Raw genomic sequence first — 16,721 nt, forward strand, 5'->3', positions numbered from 1 at the left:
CGCTGACTGCCGGCCGGGATCACACTGATCCGTCCCTCTCCGGAGCCGGAGATCGCGCCTCTCGCGCTGCTCTCGCCCCCCGCCTCCACTGTCCGGTCTCCGTCTGCACGGCGAGGCCCTCCGAGAGAAGGGAGCCCAGGGCGGCGATCGTGTCGGCACTGGTCTGACCCGTCTCCGCGGCGATCGCAGCGGCGCCGCAGCCCTCCACCCGCTCAGTCAGATGCTGGAGTACTCGTGCTTCCGCCTCCGTCCGGCCGTCGGTCGGACCGTCCTCGTCACCGACCCCGAGCAGTTCGAGCACGTCCGGCGGCGAGGTGACGCAGGTCGCCGCGTACTCGCGGAAGAGCCGGTGGCAGCCGGCGGAGGAGGCGCTGGTGACCGGGCCCGGGACCGCGCCGAGGGGGCGGCCCAGGGCAGCGGCGTGGCCGGCGGTGTTGAGGGAGCCGGAGCGGGCACCGGCCTCGACGACGACGGTGGCGGAGGTGGAGGCGGCGATGAGGCGGTTGCGCTGCAGGAATCGCCAGCGGGTGGGCGTGGTGCCCGGCGGGACCTCCGTCGCGACGGCGCAGCCGGGGGTGGCGATGATGCGGTGGAGGAGGTCGGCGTGAGCCGTCGGGTAGAGGCGGTCCGCTCCCCCGGCGAGGAAGGCGACCGTGCGGCCTCCGGAGCCGAGGGCGGCGCGGTGGGCGACCGCGTCGATCCCGAAGGCACCGCCCGAGACGACGGAGACGCCTCGCGCCGCGACGCCCGCGGCGAGCTCGGCGGCCACGTGCTCGCCGTAACCGGTCGCAGCGCGGGCGCCGACGAGGGCGAGGCGGTGCGGCGGATCGAAGGCGGCGGGATCACCGCGCAGCCAGAGCAGGAGTGGCGCGTGCGGCCCGAGGTCGTCGAGCGACTCGGGCCACACGGGAGCCCCGGGCAGGAGCAGCCGGGCGCCGAGTCGCTCGGCGATCTCGAGACGTCGGAACAGGAGCCTGCGGTCCAGGCGCGGTCGCCAGCGCGCCAGCCCCGACTGGAGCGCGGCGACCTCGGAGTCGAGGGGCGCGAGCGCCGCGCCTCCTTCGTCGGAGGGAGCGCGATGCGGGGGCGCGAGGATCTCCTCCGCGGACGACGAGGACACGACGTGGGCGAAGGCCTCGGCCGCGCCGACCCTCTCGATGAGGAGGGCGGCGACGGAGTCGCCGGGCTCGGTCAGAGAGTTCCAGCCGCACCGGGCAGCAGCGTCGACGAGTGCGCTCCGAGCGCAGCCGGACTCACCCGAAGGCTCGCCATCGGCAGCGAAGTCCGGATCGGCTGCGCCGCTCGGCCGCAGTCGGCGAACGGCGTCGAGCTCCGCGCCGTCGAAGAGCGCGTCGGGCCGGATCACGCGGCACCTCCCCGGAGGACGAGCGCGCGCGAGAGGTGGGCGGCACTCGGCCGGTCGGCTGCGTCGAGGTCCGCGAGCGTCCAGGCCAGGCGCAGGACCCGGTCGTAGCCGCGCATGGTCACCAGACCTCGCTCCAGAGCCCGGTCGAGCGTGCGGGACTCGGCACTGGTCGGGCGCAGCGCGTCCGAGCGCAGCAAGGCGCCGGAGACCTCCGAGTTGAGCGTCCACGGGGTGGAGGCGAGGCGAGCCGCTGCGAGGGACCGTGCCGCGGCGACACGATCGCGGGCCTGTGCCGTCGACACGCCGGACGTGTCTCGGCGCGCGGCCAGCTGAGCCGCGCTGATGCGGCGGACCGTCAGGCGGATGTCGACGCGGTCGAGCAGCGGTCCGCTGAGCCGCGCGAGGTAGCGGCGGCGGACCGAGGGGGCGCAGGTGCACGTCTCGCCGGGGATGCCGAAGCGGCCGCACGGGCACGGGTTCGCCGCGAGGACGAGCTGCACCCGCGCGGGGAACTCGGCGACAGCGTTCGCCCGGTGGATGCGGATCACCCCGGACTCGAGCGGCTGGCGCAGCGCGTCCAGGGCCACCGAGGAGAACTCGGGGGCCTCGTCGAGGAACAGCACTCCGCGAGTGGCTCGGGCGACCGCGCCGGGACGGATGCGTCCGCCGCCCCCGCCGACGATCGCGGCGGACGAAGCGGAGTGGTGCGGACTCTCGAACGGCGGCCTGCGCACCAGAGCGCCACCGGTCGGCGCTCCGACGAGCGAGCGCATGCAGGTGGCCTCGAGCGCTGCATCGTCGTCGAGGTCGGGGAGGATGCCCGGCAAGCGCGAGGCGAGCATCGTCTTCCCGGCGCCGGGAGGCCCGAGCAGGAACACGTGGTGCCCGCCCGCCGCCGCGACGACCATCGCCTCGGCCGCCTCCTCGTTCCCCACCACGTCGGAGAGGTCGAGGCGGGCCTCCGGCTCGGACACCGTCTCAGACGGCGGCGCGGCCTCGGGGAGCACCGGCACTTCCCACTCGGCTCCGTGCCAGACGGCGGCCGCCGCCAGCGAGGAGACCGCGATCACCTCGACGCCGTCGACCAGCTCCGCCTCGAGCCGGTCCTCGACGGGGACCATCACGCGGCGCCTGCCCTCGCGGGCGGCCGCGAGCACCGCGGGCAGCACGCCCGGGACGGAGCGCAGTCGGCCGTCCAGGCCGAGCTCCCCGATGTGGACGACCGCGGCGACCGACTCCGCATCGACCTCGCGGAGCGATGCGAGCGCGGCCAGCCCGATGGCGAGATCGAAGGCGGAGCCGTGCTTGGGCATCGCGGCCGGCGAGAGGTTCACGGTGATCTTGTACTCGGCGATGGTGCTCCCGGAGTTGATCGCCGCCGAGCGCACCCGCTCCTTCGCCTGCGCGAGCGCGGCGTCGGGCAGCCCGATGATCACCATGCCCGGGGTGCCGTCGGCCGAGTGGGCCTCCACCCCGACCACGGCTCCCGCGAAGCCGACGAGACCGACCGCGGAGGTCCTCCCCAGGCCCATCAGGCCACCGCCCGCAGGTGCCGGATCTGCGACGGGACTCCCCCGGGAGCGACGATGCCGACCGCGTCGATCCGCAGATGCCGGGAGCGCTCGTGGTGCTCGTCGGCCCAGGCGTAGGCGAGTCGCCGCAGGCGCTGCGCCTTGGCCCGCGTGATGGCCTCGACTGGCAGTCCGAAGCGCGTCGACGAGCGCGTCTTCACCTCCACCACGACCAGTGCCGACCCGTCGCGGGCCACGATGTCGAGCTCGCCCTCGCGGACCCGCCAGTTGCGGTCGAGGATCTCGAATCCGTTGTCTCTCAGGTGCGCCGCCGCGATCTCCTCGCCGCGCCGCCCCAGTTCGTCCTTGTCCATGCGTCCTCCTGCCGGAAGCGTGCCGGAGCAAGAACGAGCGCTGTATGGCCGGGAGGGGATCCGGGGAGAAGAGGGCCGAGGTGGCGGGTGGGGAGGGACGTCGGCCGTGGTCTCGATACGCCGCCGGGTGCGGCTACGCGACCAGCGGATGTATCCGCGCCGCCTGAAGACGAGACCCGCGGAGGCGCGCATCCGAGAGAGCTCCGGAGCGGGGTGGGGCTCCGGGCACCGGATCTCGATGCGCCGCCGGAGGCGGCTACGCGACCAGCAAGGGGTCCGGAGCCTGCCGCGACAGAGGGCTACTCGTCGAGCGCGAGCTCCTTGGGGAGCTCGAACTCCTTGCGGGAGAGCTCCTCGACGTTGACATCCTTGAAGGTCAGCACGCGCACCGACTTCACGAAGCGGTCGGAGCGGTAGACGTCCCAGACCCACACGTCGCGCATGGTGAGCTCGAAGTAGAAGTCGTGCTCGGTGTCGCGGCGGACCAGGTCGACCTCGTTCGCCAGGTAGAACCGGCGCTCGGTCTCGACGACGTACGAGAACTGCGAGACGACGTCGCGGTACTCCCGGTACAGTGCCAGCTCGACCTCGCGGTCGTAGTCCTCGAATTCGTCCTCATCCATCGTTGGACAATCCTACGCCGAGCCGACGGGCCCGAGCGCCGGGAGCGGCTCCTCGACGCTCTCCCGCGACTTCGACAGCCAGGTCACCCGGTGGAGCGGGGACGGGCCGACCCGCTCGATCCCCGCCCAGTGTGCGGCGCTGCCGTAGCCCTTGTTGCTGTCCCAGGCGTAGTCGGCGAAGTCGTCGTGGTGGCGCACCATCTGACCGTCCCGGCCCACCTTCGCGAGCACGGAGGCGGCGGAGACGGCGGCGCAGTCGCGGTCGGCCTTCACGCGGGTGACGATCGTCAGCTCGGCCGCCCACTCGCCCAGCGCGGGCGTCAGCCAGTCGTGGGCGCCGTCGAGGAGGACGACGGCGGTGGCGAGGTCGACGCCCTGGTCGGCGAGGCGCTCGATGCCCCTCGACGCAGCGCGGCCGAGGCCCGCGATGATCCCGGTCTCGTCGATCTCGTCCGCCGAGGACTCGCCGATCGCCCAGGCCGAGACCCACTTCGCGACCCCCGGCAGGAGCGCCTCGCGGCGGGCGGGAGCGAGCATCTTGGAGTCGCGGAGCCCCTCGGGGAAGCGCCCGCAACGGCTGCCGATCGACACGACGCCGACCGACACCGGGCCGGCGATCGCGCCGCGGCCGACCTCGTCGCAGCCGATGACCGTCTCGTAGCCCTGCCGGAAGAGGCGCCGCTCCTGCGTCAGAGTCGGCTCGGCGACGACCACCTAGCCCTGCCCGCTCTGCGCGTCGTCCGAGCCCTCCTCGGACGCCTCGGTGTCGACTCCGCGGAACACCGACGGGTAGTCGTCGAGCCACGCCCACTGCTGCACGGGCCAGGTGACGAGGATCGCGCGGCCCACGACGTTGTCGATCGGCACGAAGCCGCCGCCCGGCTTGTCGGTGTTGTAGCGGGAGTCGGCGGAGTTGTAGCGGTTGTCGCCCATCACCCAGAGCGAGCCCTCGGGCACGACGACGTCGAAAGGGGTGGCCGAGACGGCCTGCACCCCGTCCGGCAGCTTCACGTAGGGCTCGTCGATCGGGTTGCCGTTGATCTCGACCTGGCCGAGCGGTGTGCAGCAGGTCACGTGGTCGCCCGGCAGGCCGATGACGCGCTTGATGAGGTGGTCGTTGCTGTCGGGAGCGGTGAGGCCGACGAGCGCGAGGGCGGAGTCGACCGCGGCCTGGAACGGCGGCACGGAGGGCTCGGAGCTCGGCGAGAGCCATCCGCCGGGATCGCGGAAGACGACGACGTCGCCGCGCGAGATCTTCACCACTCCGGGTACGAGCTCGTTCACGAGGATCCGGTCGTTCTCGACGAGCGTCTGCTCCATGGAGGAGGAGGGGATGTAGAAGGAGCGGATCAGGAAGGTCTTCACGAGGAAGGAGACGAGCACCGCGACCACGAAGATGATCAGCACGTCGCGGAGGAAGAGCAGGACTCCCCGGCGCTTGCGCGGGCGCTTCTCGGACGGATCCGCCGAGTGGCGGGCGTGGTCCTCGCCTCCGGGGAGGCGGACCGGGGCCGTGCTGTCTGTCATCGCTCGCCGTCGCCCCTACTGTGCATCACCGGGTGGACTCCCCGGACGGATCGCCCCCGAGAAAGGGAGGAACCCCGGTCCATCATAGGTGGACCGGGGTTCCCGAGAAGTCGTGCGGATGCCGCTCAGGCGTCGCGCTTCTCCTTGATCTTGGCCTTCTTGCCGCGGAGGTTGCGCAGGTAGTAGAGCTTCGCGCGACGGACGTCGCCGCGGGTGACGACCTCGATGTGGTCGATGACCGGCGAGTGCACGGGGAACGTGCGCTCGACGCCGACCTGGAAGCTCACCTTGCGGACGGTGAAGGTCTCGCGGACGCCCTCGTTGGAGCGGCCGATGACGACGCCCTGGAAGACCTGGATGCGCGAGCGGGAGCCCTCGACGATGTTGACGTGGACCTTGACGGTGTCGCCGGCGCGGAAGTCCGGGACATCGCTGCGGAGGGACGCCGCATCGACGGAATCGAGGATGTGCATGCTGTATCGCTCTCCGTGCCCGCCACAGGTCGAACACCGTTTCGTTGATGGAAGTCGGTCGTGCCCACGTCGTCGCGGCTCCCCTGTGGCAGAGCCTGCGCGAGGCACAAGCGCTCATTCTGCCATGCCGCGTCGATCGGAGTCAAAGCAGGGTCATGAGGAGGGCAGGGTCACCCGGAGGCAGAGCTGCGCAGAGGGCGGATCCGTCGAGAGTGCCGAGCCGTGGAGCAGGGCGGGGCCTCGCAGGGGACAGCGCCTCTCGGGACGCCCGACCTTCAGAGGACGATGGTCTGCCCGTCCTGCGGGCGCTCCGGGTCGAAGCCCTCGCCGGAAACGGGGCGGTGAGCGCCCTCGGCCTGCACGGACGCCGCCTCCGAGAAGGCGAGGAGAGTGGCCTTCGCGTCGGCGAGGAACCGCCACGCCGAGTGCCAGAAGGCCGCCACTCCGAGGACCACCGAGAGCAGGCCCAGCGCCCAGGCGCCGGGCGGGAAGAAGCCGAAGGCGATCAGGGAGAGGTGCCAGGCGCCGACCACGGCCACGTCGCCCCACGCGGGAGTGCGCGTGGGCCGAACGGTCACCCGGAATGCGACGATCGCGGCCACAGCCGCCAGCGCGACCGCCAGAATGGGGAGGGCGATCACCAGGCCGAGCACGGTCCAGCCGCTCGATCCTCCGAAGACCCCGTAGCCGAGGAGGATCCACAAGGGCAGCACGATCGCCGCCGGGAACTGCCAGGAACCGAATGCCCGTCGCGTGCGCATGCACCGACCGTACCCACCACCGCTGAGCGACGGCTCAGCGGACCCCGAGAGGATCAGGATGATCGAGCTACGCACCCCCGCCGAGATCGAGGAGATGCGTCCCGCCGGCCGCTTCGTCGGCGAGGTACTGAAGGCCACCTCCGCCGCTGCCGCGGTCGGCGTGAACCTGCTCGAGCTCGACCGGCTCGCCCACGACATGATCCGCACGGCCGGCGCCGAGTCCTGCTACATCGACTACCACCCCTCCTTCGGCGCCAGCCCCTTCGGCAAGGTCATCTGCACCTCCGTCAACGACGCGGTGCTGCACGGCCTGCCCTTCGACTACCGGCTGAAGGACGGCGACCTGCTCACCCTCGACTTCGCCGCCTCCGTGAACGGCTGGGTCGCCGACTCGGCCATCAGCGTCGTGGTCGGGACGCCGCGCGAGGAGGACCTCGCCCTCATCGACACCACCACCCGCGCGCTCGAGGCCGGCATCGCCGCCGCGCAGCCCGGGAAGAAGATCGGCGACATCTCCGCGGCCATCGCGGCCGTCGCACACGCCGAGGGCCTGTCCATCAACACCGACTTCGGCGGCCACGGCGTCGGCCGCACGATGCACGGCGATCCGCACATCCCCAACGACGGACGCGCCGGCCGCGGCTACCCGCTCCGCCCGGGTCTCGTCGTCGCGATCGAGCCGTGGTTCCTGCAGACGACCGACGAGATCTACACGGACAAGGACGGCTGGACCCTCCGCAGCCGTGACGGCTCTCGCGGCGCCCACATGGAGCACACGATCGCCATCACCGAGACGGGGAACGTCGTCCTCTCCGCGCGGGACTGACCGAATGGTGGACAGTACCGCTATCCGATAGCGATACTGTCCACGTGCGAATCTCGGAGCTCAGCCGCAGCAGCGGCGTCAGCCTGCCCACGATCAAGTACTACATCCGGGAGGGGCTGCTGCCGCCGGGCGACGCCGCCGGCCCCCAGCGGGCGGAGTACGGGGACGCCCATGTCGCGCGTCTGACGCTGCTCCGCGCTCTCATCGAGAGCGGCGGCGTCGGCATCGCCGGCGCGAAGCGGATCACGGCCGCGCTCGACGCCGGCGTCGGTCCGACAGCGGCGTTCGAGGTGGCGCAGGACGTGGTCTCCGTGAGCGCCGACTCGACGGCGTCCGCCACCGAGGTGTCGACGCGGCGGATCGCCGAGGCCGCGGGCTCCGACCACTGCGGCCACCCCGCCGTCGCGACGGCGGCACGGGCGCTCGACGCGCTCGAGCTCTCCACCGGACCGATGAGCGCCGCCTGGCTCGAGGCCTACGCCCGCGCCGCCGCCCTCGTCGCCTCCGCCGACCTCGACGAGCTGCAGGCCCGCGACAGCGTGAGCGAGCAGGCGGCCGTCGCCGCCGTCGGCACCGCGCTCGGAGACGTGGTGCTGCAGTCGCTCCGGCGCGTCGCCCAGGCGCGCGAGACGCAGAGCCGCTTCGGCTCGACGGAGGTGCCCCGATGAGCGCGGCGACCGAGACGCCCGCGCGCACGGCCTCCGCTGCTCCGCACCGGCCGCTCCTGGTGCTCGCTGCCGCGATGGCGGTCGGCGCCCTCCTCTGCGCGATCGCGCTGGTCGTCGATCCCCGCGAGCTCGGCGGGCAGCCGCTCTGGGGCAAGCCGCTGAAGTTCTGCCTCTCGATCGCGCTGTACGCCGTGACGCTCGCCTGGCTGATCGGGCTCGTGCCCCGCCGGCGCCGCCTCGCCCGAGCGCTGGGCACGGTCGCGGCGGTCGGTCTGGCGGTCGAGATGGTCGTGATCGGAGGCGCCGCCCTGGTCGGCGAGCGCAGCCACTTCGACGTCTCCACTCCCCTGCACGCCGCGCTCTGGGCCTCGATGGCCGTCTCGATCGTGGTGGTCTGGCTGGCGACGCTGGTCCTCGCCGCCCTCCTGGCGCGGGTGCCGCTCGGCGACCCGGCGCTGACGCTCGCCGTGCGCGCCGGACTCGTGATCGGGCTCGTCGGGATGGCCCTCGCATTCCTGATGACGGGGCCCTCGGCCGGCCAGATCAGCGATTACCAGGGCGTCGTCGGCGCGCACGCCGTCGGAGTCGCGGACGGCGGACCCGGCCTCCCACTCCTGGGCTGGAGCACCACGGGGGGCGATCTGCGCATCCCGCACTTCGTCGGGATGCACGCTCTGCAGGGGCTCCCGCTGCTCGCGCTGCTGCTCCGACGGCTGGCAGCCCGGATCCCCGTGCTGCGCCCCGCATCCACCCGGCTGCGGCTCGTCGCCCTGGCCTCGGCGGGCTGGGCGGCAGCGGTCGCCCTCACCTGCTGGCAGGCGCTGCGCGGACAGGCGCTGACCGCACCGGACGCGCTGACCCTCGCCGTCGCTACTGTGGCCGTGGTCGCCCTCGCCGGAGGGACGATCCTCACCCTCGCACGAACGGAGGCCCGCGCATGAGCCGGCTGCACCGCGGTTGGACGCCGCTCGGGATCGTCTACCTCGTCCTCGCCCTCGCCGGGCTGATCGGGACCTGGACCTGGAACGTGCGGGCGATGCAGGAGGGCGCGGACGTGCTCGCCGGCCTCGCCGCGGGCGGGCCGTGGGTGTCGTCGTTCTCGACCGACCTGCTGGTCGTCGCGATCGCAGCCGTCGCCTTCATGGTGGTGGAGGGCCGCCGGATCGGGATGCGCCGCGTGTGGATGCTGGTGCTGCTCGCGCCGCTGGTCGCCCTCGCGTTCGCGTTCCCCCTCTTCCTCGCCCTGCGCGACCGGCACCTGGCCCTCACGGCCCGGTGACCGTGCGGCGCGGGGCTAGGGAAGCAGTTCGGGGCGGACGCGGCGCGTGCGCTCGACGCTCTGCTCGTGGCGCCAGGCGGCGATCGCCCCGTGGTTGCCGCTGAGGAGCACCGGAGGGACGTCGAGGCCCCGCCAGGAGGCGGGCTTGGTGTAGCTCGGGTATTCGAGCAGCCCGTCGGAGTGGCTCTCCTCGACCAGGCTCGCCGGGTTGCCGACGACGCCCGGGACCAGGCGTCCGACGGCCTCGATCATCGCCATCACGGCGACCTCTCCTCCGTTGAGGACGTAGTCGCCGAGGCTGATCAGCCGGACTCGCGCGCGCTCGGCGGTGTGGTCCACGACGCGCTGGTCGATGCCCTCGTAGCGGCCGCAGCCGAAGACGAGGGTGGACTCCTCCGCGAGCTCGCGGGCGGTCGCCTGGGTGAACAGCTCGCCCGCGGGCGACGGGAAGATCACGACGGGGTCGTCCGAGCCGTCGAGGATCGTGTCGAGCGCCTCGCCCCACGGCTCCGGTCGCATCACCATGCCCGCGCCGCCGCCGTAGGGCGTGTCGTCGACGGTGCGGTGGCGGTCGTGGGTGAAGTCGCGCAGGTCGTGCACGCCGAGCTCGATCAGCCCGCTCTGCCGCGCACGGCCGAGCAGGCTGATGTCGAGCACGCCGAAGAACTCCGGGAAGATCGTGACGATGTCGATCCTCACGACCGGGGCTCCTCCTCGGAGGCGGCGTCGGAGGCGGCCGAGGGCTCGTCGTCGGCGGGCTCCTCGAGAGCGGCGTCCGCGTCAGCGGACGCGTCCGGCTCGTCGGCGTCCGCAGGCGCGCTCAGCGCCGGGTCCGCCAGGTCGACGCCGCTGAGGTCGACCGCGGCGGGCTCCTCCTCGGGAGCCTCCTCGAACAGGCCGATCGGAGGCGTGACCGTGACGATCCCGGCCGCGGCGTCGACGGAGGGGACGATCGCGTTCACGAACGGCACCATCACCTCGCCGGAGGAGGTGCCGACGATGAGCAGGTCCTGCGCGGGGAAGTGGTCGACGCGGCGGACGGTGCCGACCTCGACGCCGTCGCGGACGACCTTCATGCCGACCAGCTGGTAGTCGTACCAGGAGTCGTCCTCGCCCGGCTGGGTCTGCACCTCCTCATCGATCCAGAGGATCGCCTTCAGGAGGGTCTCAGCGGCGTTGCGATCGTCGACGCCTCGGAAGAACGCGACGGGGTGGCTGTTGTACCAGCGCAACTCGACGAGCTCGAGCTTCTTGCCGTGCCACTCGGAGGTGCGCGGGACCTGCAGCGTGAACGTGGATCCGGGGGTGAAGCGCTTGTCGGGCTCGTCCGTGTAGAGCTCGAGCTTGATGGCGCCCTTGAGCCCGTGTGCCTTGGTGAGTCGGGCGACGCGGAGCTGCGTCGTGCCCGGTCCGGTGACCGACACCTCTACTTGTCGGTGTCGACGACGTCGACACGCACGCGGCGCCCGTCGGCGAGCGCGGCGACGAGAGTGCGGACGGCCTTGGCGGTGCGACCGGAGCGTCCGATCACGCGGCCGAGGTCCTCGGGGTGCACGCGCACCTCGAGGACCTCTCCGCGCGGGGAGCTCGTGGCCACGACACTGACCTCATCGGGGTTCTCGACGATCCCCTTGACGAGGTGTTCGACGGCGGGAGCGAGCACTGACTACGCCTCGGTGGAGGTCTCGTCGGCGGTGTCCTCGACCGGGGCGGCCTTGGCCGGAGCCTCGGACTTCGGCTTGAGGACGGGCTTCTTCTTCGCGTCGACGACGAACGGAGCCTTGGGCTCCTTCACCTGGACGGTGCTGACGGCGTCGGCGTCGCCCTTGAAGCGGCCCCAGTCGCCGGTCAGCTTGAGGATCGCGGCGACCTGCTCGGTCGGCTGCGCGCCGACTCCGAGCCAGTACTGCGCGCGCTCCGAGTCGACCTGGATGAACGAGGGCTGCTCGGTCGGGTGGTACTTGCCGATCTCCTCGATCACGCGGCCGTCGCGCTTGGTGCGCGAGTCGGCGACGACGATGCGGTAGTAGGGCGCCCGGATCTTGCCGAGGCGCTTCAGACGAATCTTGACAGCCACAATTCTCCTGTGTGGTCGTTGACCGGTGTCCGGTCGATGATGGATGAACTGAGCCGTGAGCGTGGGGGCACACCCGGCGGAAGCTCGAGGGGGTTTCGTCGGCGGTGAGTAGAGGGTCGACCGCCTCGGACCCGACGGATCATTCTGCCAGAAAAACCGCCCCGGTGCGGGCCCGGCACGCCGCCGCCCAGCGGCACCCTCGCGGGAGCGGGCCGCGCAGGACCCGGAAGGCCTCCGCCGGGGCTCGGCGTCCGCCCCAGCCGCAGGTGGCAGGATGGCGAGGCGCGTCCCGATCGGCGGACGCCCGGATCCGATGAGGACCACGCCATGGAGATCAGCTTCGCCGCATCAGACCGCTCCACGCTCGGGATCGAGTGGGAGGTCGCGATCGTCGACCGGCAGACGGGCGATCTCGCCAACGTCGCCGATGTGGTGCTGGAGGCGCTCCGCAGCGACGACGGCGCCCCGCACCCGCACATCACCGGCGAGCTCCTGCGCAACACGGTCGAGCTGGTCTCCGGCGTGCACACCTCCGTCCGCGACGCGGTCGCCGATCTGCAGGATCAGCTCCGGCAGGTGCGCGAGATCACCGACCCCATGGGACTCGACCTCGTGTGCTCGGGCACGCATCCGTTCGCGCAGTGGTTCGACCAGGCCATCACGGACAAGGAGCGGTACCACCGCCTCATCGACCGGACCCAGTGGTGGGGCCGGAACATGATGATCTGGGGCATCCATGTGCACGTCGGCATCGAGCACCGCGACAAGGTGCTGCCGATCCTCAACTCCCTGCTCGACTACTACCCGCACCTGCAGGCGCTCTCGGCGTCGAGCCCGTTCTGGGGCGGAGTCGACACGGGCTACGCCTCGAACCGCGCGCTGATGTTCCAGCAGCTGCCCACGGCCGGCCTGCCGCAGCAGTTCGGCGCCTGGGCGGACTACGAGGAGTACGTCGACGACATGATGCGCACCGGCGTCATCGACGACCACACGGAGGTCCGCTGGGACATCCGCCCCTCGCCGCAGTGGGGCACTCTCGAGATGCGCGCGTGCGACGGCCTCTCCTCCGCGGAGGAGATCGGAGCGGTCGCCGCGCTGATCCAGTGCCTCGTCGAGCACCTCTCGTCGCGGCTGGACGCGGGCGAGGACCTGCCGACGATGCAGCCCTGGTACGTGCGCGAGAACAAGTGGCGCGCGGCCCGCTACGGACTCGACGCCGAGATCATCCTCGACGCCGCTGGAGCGGAGCGGCTGGTCACCGACGACATCCGCGACCTGCTCGTCACCCTCGCGCCGGTCGCCGAGCGCCTCGACTGCGTGAAGGAGCTCGGCGACGTCGAGCTGATCCTGGTCGCGGGAGCGAGCTACCAGCGCCAGCTGCGGACGGCCGCGGCGAACGACGGCGACCTGAAGGCGGTGGTCCGGGCTCTCGCGGGCGAGCTGCGCGACGGGCTCCGGGATCCCCGCTCATGACGCGTCCCGCCCTCCTCGCCGCAGCCGCGATCGGCGCACTGGCCCTCGGTCTCGCCGGCTGCTCGTCCTCGACGACGACCGGCCCGGCGACCGCGTCCCCCGCCGGCACCGCCACTCCCCTCCCGACCGTCACCGCCGATCCGCTGCCGCTCTCGATCGGCGGCTCTCTTCCCGCCGGCTCCCGGGTGACGATCGTCGGCGACAGCATCGTGCGCGGTCTGACGGTCGATCCGGAGCAGGCCTGGCCCGCACTCGTCGGCGACGACCTCGGCTGGGAGGTCACGAACCTGGGCTGCGACGGCGGCGGCTTCATCGAACCGGGTGACTGCGGCGTCGCGATCGGCGACCGCGCGGAGGAGATCGCCGACACCCGGCCCGACGCGATCGTGCTGATCGCCAGCAGCAACGACCTGGGCTGGGATCCGGAGGACGTGGACGCCGCGATCGGGCCGGCGGTGGATGCGATCGTGTCCGCCTCGCCCTCGGCCCGGCTCATCGCGCTCGACTCGGTCTGGGGCCCCGACCCGCGCCCCTCCGATCTCGACGAGTACGACGCGGCGCTGGTCGAGGCCGTGACGGCCGCCGGCGGCGGTGCGCTGGAGTACCCGGACCCCCTCCGCGAGGACGGGCTGCTCGGCGAGGACGGCGTGCATCCCACCGTCGAGGGCCAGCGCGCCCTGGCCGACGCCTTCGAGGTGGCGGCCGAGAAGTCCGGCCTCGCCCGGGCGGTGCCGACGGGACAGAAGGCGACGGACGCGCCGGCGGCCTGACTCCGACGCGGGGCGCCGCCGTGACGGCGCCCCGCCGGGTCAGCGCGCGGTGCTGTTCCGGCCGTCGCGCCAGCCGAGCAGGTCGCGCACGGGCGCGAGGTCGATGTCCGGACCGGTGATGCCGAGCGTGAACAGGCGGGCACCCAGGTCGTACTGCTGGTCGAGCACGTCGAAGGAGGCGTCGCCGACACCGCCGCGCACGCTCGCGCCGGTCGAGATCTCGATCGCGGCCGGGTCGCGGTCGACGCGGCCGCACCACTCCGAGAGCACGCCGAGCTTGCGCTCGAGCGTCGGGACGTCCGAGAAGCTGTGCCAGATGTCGGCGTGCTCGGCGACGATCCGCAGCGTCTTCTTCTCGCCGCCGCCGCCGATCATCACCGGGATGTCGCGGGTGGGCGCCGGGTTGAGCATCGACCACCGGCTGCGGATGCGCGGCATCGCCTCGGAGAGCTCGTCGAGGCGGGAGCCGGGAGTGCCGAACTCGTAGCCGTACTCCTCGTAGTCGCGCTCGAACCAGCCCGAGCCGATGCCGAAGATCAGACGGCCCTCGGCGCCCTTGGCGCTGATGTGATCGACCGTGCGCGCCATGTCGGCGAGGAGGTCGGGGTTCCGGTAGCTGTTGCAGGTGACCAGCGGGCCGAACTCGATGCGGCTGGTCTGCTCGGCCCAGGCCGCGAGCATGCTCCAGCCCTCGAAGTGCAGGCCGTTCGGCTCTCCCGAGAGCGGGAAGAAGTGGTCCCAGTTGAAGGCGATGTCGACGCCGAGGTCCTCGAGCTCGGCGAGCGTGTCGCGGATGACCTCGTAGGGGACGTGCTGCGGTGCGATCTGGACGCCGATGCGGACGGGGCGCGCGTGTGCGGTTGTCATGCCCTCACGCTAGCGAGCGGTGCGCCTCACGGGGATCCCCGCTGCGGCCCGCGGAGGGACGGCGCGCTACTCCCCCGCCGGGTCCGGCGACGCCGAGGGCGCCTCGTCGCTCGTGGAGCGGGCGAGCTTGACGACGGTGGCACCCTCGTCGTCGAACAGGCGGAGCCGTCCGCCGTCGAGCGAGGCCATCGCCGCCTCCGAGAAGATCATCGGCAGCGCGACGCCGTCGCAGGCGATCAGCGTGCTCGGCCCGGCCGAGACGGTGAGCGCGCCCGCCTGGTCGATCGACCACTCGCCCTGCGCGCCGTTGCAGCCGTCGGAGCCCGTCCAGGTCCCGTCCTCCGCGATCAGGAGGAACGGCACGTCGGGCGCGTCGTAGGAGACGCCCGTCACCCAGCGGCCGACCAGGTCCTCCGGGGAGGGCGCCGTCATCGCGTCGACCCCGGAGCCCTCGGCGCAGCCGGTGAGCCCGAGCACGGCCGCGAGGACGAGGATCCCGCCCGCGCGTCTGGCCGCGACCCGCCTCATCGCCCGAGGAGCTTCTGCAGCTGCTCGAGCTCCTCCGGCGTGGGCTGGGCGCCCTTGCCGGCGCCGCCGCCCAGGCCGAAGCCGGAGCCGCCCGCATCGCCCGGGCGGGGCCCGGAGGTGATCGCCGCGTTCTCGGCCGCGCGCTTGGCGGGGTTGCCGGACTTGCTGCTCTTCTTCTTCTGCGGCTTCGGGCGGCCCTGGTAGCCGGCGCCGGGCACGGGGCCCATGCCGGGGACCGAGGGCATGCCGCCCTTGGCGACCGTCTTCATCATCTTGGCGGCCTGCTCGAAGCGCTGGACGAGCTGGTTGACGTCCGTGACCGTCATGCCGGAGCCGCGGGCGATGCGCAGGCGCCGCGAGCCGTTGAGCAGCTTCGGGTTGACCCGCTCCGCCTTCGTCATCGACTGGATGATCGCCTCGGTGCGCACGATCTCGCGCTCGTCGAACTGGTCGAGCTGCTCTCGCATGCCCTTCGCGCCGGGCAGCATGCCGATCATCTTCTTGATCGAGCCCATGTTGCGCAGCTGCTGCATCTGGCCGAGGAAGTCGTCGAGGGTGAACGTGTCCCCCATGATCTTCTCGGCGATCTTGCGCGCCTCGTCCTCGTCGAACGCGGACTGGGCCTGCTCGATGAGGGTCAGCACGTCGCCGAGGTCGAGGATGCGGCTCGCCATGCGGTCGGGGTGGAACTGCTCGAAGTCGTCGAGCGACTCGCCCGTGGAGGCGAAGAGGATCGGGCGGCCGGTGAGCGAGGCGACCGAGAGCGCCGCGCCTCCGCGGGCGTCGCCGTCGAGCTTGGAGAGGACGACGCCGGTGAAGTCGACGCCCTCCTGGAAGGCCTTGGCGGTCGCCACCGCATCCTGGCCGATCATCGCGTCGATGACGAACAGGACCTCGTCGGGGTTCGTGACGCGGCGGATGTCCGCGGCCTGCTTCATCATGTCGGCGTCGACGCCGAGGCGTCCGGCCGTGTCGATGATGACCGTGTCGTACTGCTTGTCGGTCGCGAAGCGGATCGCGTTCTGAGCGACCTTGACCGGGTTGCCGACGCCGTTGCCCGGCTCCGGCGCGTAGACCGCGACTCCGGCCTGCTCGCCGACGACCTGCAGCTGCTGCACGGCGTTGGGGCGCTGGAGGTCGGCCGCGACGAGCAGCGGGGTGTGGCCGTCCTTGCCGAGGTACTTGCCGAGCTTGCCCGCGAGGGTCGTCTTGCCCGCGCCCTGGAGTCCGGCGAGCATGATGACGGTCGGCGGGCGCTTGGCGAACTCGAGGCGTCGCGACTGCCCGCCGAGGATCGCGACGAGCTCCTCGTTGACGATCTGGACGACCTGCTGGGCCGGGTTGAGCGCCTTGTTGACCTCGTCGCCGAGGGCTCGCTCGCGCACCTTGCCGGTGAACTCCTTCACGACCTCCAGCGCGACGTCGGCGTCGAGGAGGGCCCGCCGGATCTCGCGGACGGTGCCGTCGACGTCCGACGCGGAGAGCTTGCCCTTCGTGCGGAGGTTCTTGAAGGTCTCGACGAGTCGATCGGAGAGGGTGCCGAAAGTAGCCATGATGCCCGGAATTCTACCGGAGGCCCGGAGGGTCGGCGGGCGGGG

Annotated in this window: 21 protein-coding genes; 6 read left to right on the forward strand and 15 right to left on the reverse strand. The window is 72.2% G+C overall.

What is annotated here, in order from left to right; all coding sequences use genetic code 11:
* Positions 1-19: 19 nt before the first annotated feature.
* The 8 genes from dprA to C5C59_RS06390 form a co-directional block, all read right to left on the reverse strand.
* The gene (gene dprA / locus C5C59_RS06355; protein ID WP_258062622.1) at positions 20-1,366 is read right to left on the reverse strand and encodes a DNA-processing protein DprA; all 1,347 of its coding nucleotides are present in this window, start codon (positions 1,364-1,366) and stop codon (positions 20-22) included.
* A complete protein-coding gene (locus C5C59_RS06360) occupies positions 1,363-2,898 on the reverse strand; it encodes a YifB family Mg chelatase-like AAA ATPase (RefSeq protein WP_104238528.1) in 1,536 nt (511 codons plus the stop codon). Before C5C59_RS06360 ends, dprA begins: the two co-directional genes overlap by 4 nt.
* Positions 2,898-3,251: a YraN family protein gene (locus C5C59_RS06365; RefSeq protein ID WP_104223901.1), complete on the reverse strand. Its 354-nt coding sequence runs from the start codon at positions 3,249-3,251 to the stop codon at positions 2,898-2,900. Before C5C59_RS06365 ends, C5C59_RS06360 begins: the two co-directional genes overlap by 1 nt.
* A gap of 299 nt (positions 3,252-3,550) precedes the next feature.
* Positions 3,551-3,874, reverse strand: a complete 324-nt coding sequence (locus tag C5C59_RS06370; RefSeq protein ID WP_055792576.1) for a DUF2469 domain-containing protein — start codon at positions 3,872-3,874, stop codon at positions 3,551-3,553.
* 12 nt (positions 3,875-3,886) lie between these two features.
* Entirely contained in the window at positions 3,887-4,588 is a 702-nt protein-coding gene (locus tag C5C59_RS06375) for a ribonuclease HII (RefSeq protein WP_104226870.1), read from the reverse strand.
* Positions 4,589-5,401 (reverse strand): signal peptidase I, encoded by an 813-nt coding sequence (gene lepB / locus C5C59_RS06380; RefSeq protein WP_104226871.1) that lies wholly within the window; start codon positions 5,399-5,401, stop codon positions 4,589-4,591.
* A gap of 125 nt (positions 5,402-5,526) precedes the next feature.
* On the reverse strand, positions 5,527-5,874 hold the full coding sequence (rplS, locus tag C5C59_RS06385; protein WP_104223904.1) for a 50S ribosomal protein L19: 348 nt from the start codon (positions 5,872-5,874) through the stop codon (positions 5,527-5,529).
* A 275-nt stretch (positions 5,875-6,149) separates the two neighbouring features.
* Positions 6,150-6,635, reverse strand: coding sequence for a hypothetical protein (locus C5C59_RS06390; protein WP_104238529.1), 486 nt, complete (start codon positions 6,633-6,635; stop codon positions 6,150-6,152).
* A 58-nt stretch (positions 6,636-6,693) separates the two neighbouring features.
* On the opposite strand from C5C59_RS06390, the gene map reads away from it, so the two are divergent.
* Genes map through C5C59_RS06410 form a run of 4 tightly spaced genes read left to right on the forward strand, consistent with a single transcriptional unit; the run spans position 6,694 to position 9,408 of the window.
* On the forward strand, positions 6,694-7,461 hold the full coding sequence (map, locus tag C5C59_RS06395) for a type I methionyl aminopeptidase (RefSeq protein ID WP_104238530.1): 768 nt from the start codon (positions 6,694-6,696) through the stop codon (positions 7,459-7,461).
* A gap of 44 nt (positions 7,462-7,505) precedes the next feature.
* Positions 7,506-8,129: a MerR family transcriptional regulator gene (locus tag C5C59_RS06400; protein WP_104238531.1), complete on the forward strand. Its 624-nt coding sequence runs from the start codon at positions 7,506-7,508 to the stop codon at positions 8,127-8,129.
* Positions 8,126-9,070 (forward strand): hypothetical protein, encoded by a 945-nt coding sequence (locus C5C59_RS06405; protein ID WP_104238532.1) that lies wholly within the window; start codon positions 8,126-8,128, stop codon positions 9,068-9,070. The genes C5C59_RS06400 and C5C59_RS06405 overlap by 4 nt, the downstream gene beginning before the upstream one ends.
* A complete protein-coding gene (locus C5C59_RS06410) occupies positions 9,067-9,408 on the forward strand; it encodes a DUF2834 domain-containing protein (RefSeq protein ID WP_104238533.1) in 342 nt (113 codons plus the stop codon). Before C5C59_RS06405 ends, C5C59_RS06410 begins: the two co-directional genes overlap by 4 nt.
* Positions 9,409-9,423: 15 nt before the next feature.
* On the opposite strand, the gene trmD is transcribed toward C5C59_RS06410, so the two are convergent.
* From trmD to rpsP, 4 genes are read right to left on the reverse strand one after another with little or no spacing between them, the layout of a single operon-like run.
* Positions 9,424-10,107, reverse strand: a complete 684-nt coding sequence (trmD, locus tag C5C59_RS06415; RefSeq protein ID WP_104238534.1) for a tRNA (guanosine(37)-N1)-methyltransferase TrmD — start codon at positions 10,105-10,107, stop codon at positions 9,424-9,426.
* Positions 10,104-10,832: a ribosome maturation factor RimM gene (rimM, locus tag C5C59_RS06420; RefSeq protein ID WP_104238535.1), complete on the reverse strand. Its 729-nt coding sequence runs from the start codon at positions 10,830-10,832 to the stop codon at positions 10,104-10,106. Before rimM ends, trmD begins: the two co-directional genes overlap by 4 nt.
* Before the next feature lie 2 nt (positions 10,833-10,834).
* Positions 10,835-11,071 carry an RNA-binding protein gene (locus C5C59_RS06425; RefSeq protein ID WP_068210678.1) on the reverse strand — a complete coding sequence of 79 codons (237 nt, stop codon included), beginning with the start codon at positions 11,069-11,071 and terminating at the stop codon, positions 10,835-10,837.
* A gap of 3 nt (positions 11,072-11,074) precedes the next feature.
* Positions 11,075-11,485, reverse strand: a complete 411-nt coding sequence (gene rpsP / locus C5C59_RS06430; protein ID WP_104223912.1) for a 30S ribosomal protein S16 — start codon at positions 11,483-11,485, stop codon at positions 11,075-11,077.
* 327 nt (positions 11,486-11,812) lie between these two features.
* Here rpsP and C5C59_RS06435 point away from each other — a divergent pair, with 327 nt between their 5' ends.
* On the forward strand, positions 11,813-12,958 hold the full coding sequence (locus C5C59_RS06435; RefSeq protein ID WP_104238536.1) for a glutamate--cysteine ligase: 1,146 nt from the start codon (positions 11,813-11,815) through the stop codon (positions 12,956-12,958).
* Positions 12,955-13,728 carry an SGNH/GDSL hydrolase family protein gene (locus C5C59_RS06440; RefSeq protein WP_104238537.1) on the forward strand — a complete coding sequence of 258 codons (774 nt, stop codon included), beginning with the start codon at positions 12,955-12,957 and terminating at the stop codon, positions 13,726-13,728. Before C5C59_RS06435 ends, C5C59_RS06440 begins: the two co-directional genes overlap by 4 nt.
* Positions 13,729-13,767: 39 nt before the next feature.
* Here the strand turns inward: C5C59_RS06440 and C5C59_RS06445 are convergent, their stop codons facing one another.
* From C5C59_RS06445 to ffh, 3 genes are all read right to left on the reverse strand, one after another.
* Entirely contained in the window at positions 13,768-14,595 is an 828-nt protein-coding gene (locus C5C59_RS06445; protein ID WP_104223915.1) for an LLM class F420-dependent oxidoreductase, read from the reverse strand.
* Positions 14,596-14,661: 66 nt separating this feature from the next.
* Positions 14,662-15,123 carry an META domain-containing protein gene (locus tag C5C59_RS06450; RefSeq protein ID WP_104238538.1) on the reverse strand — a complete coding sequence of 154 codons (462 nt, stop codon included), beginning with the start codon at positions 15,121-15,123 and terminating at the stop codon, positions 14,662-14,664.
* Positions 15,120-16,676, reverse strand: a complete 1,557-nt coding sequence (gene ffh / locus C5C59_RS06455) for a signal recognition particle protein (protein ID WP_104226882.1) — start codon at positions 16,674-16,676, stop codon at positions 15,120-15,122. The genes C5C59_RS06450 and ffh overlap by 4 nt, the downstream gene beginning before the upstream one ends.
* Between the last annotated feature and the right edge of the window lie 45 nt (positions 16,677-16,721).

The organism is Rathayibacter sp. AY1F4 (assembly GCF_002931775.1).
Taxonomy (GTDB): Bacteria; Actinomycetota; Actinomycetes; order Actinomycetales; family Microbacteriaceae; genus Rathayibacter.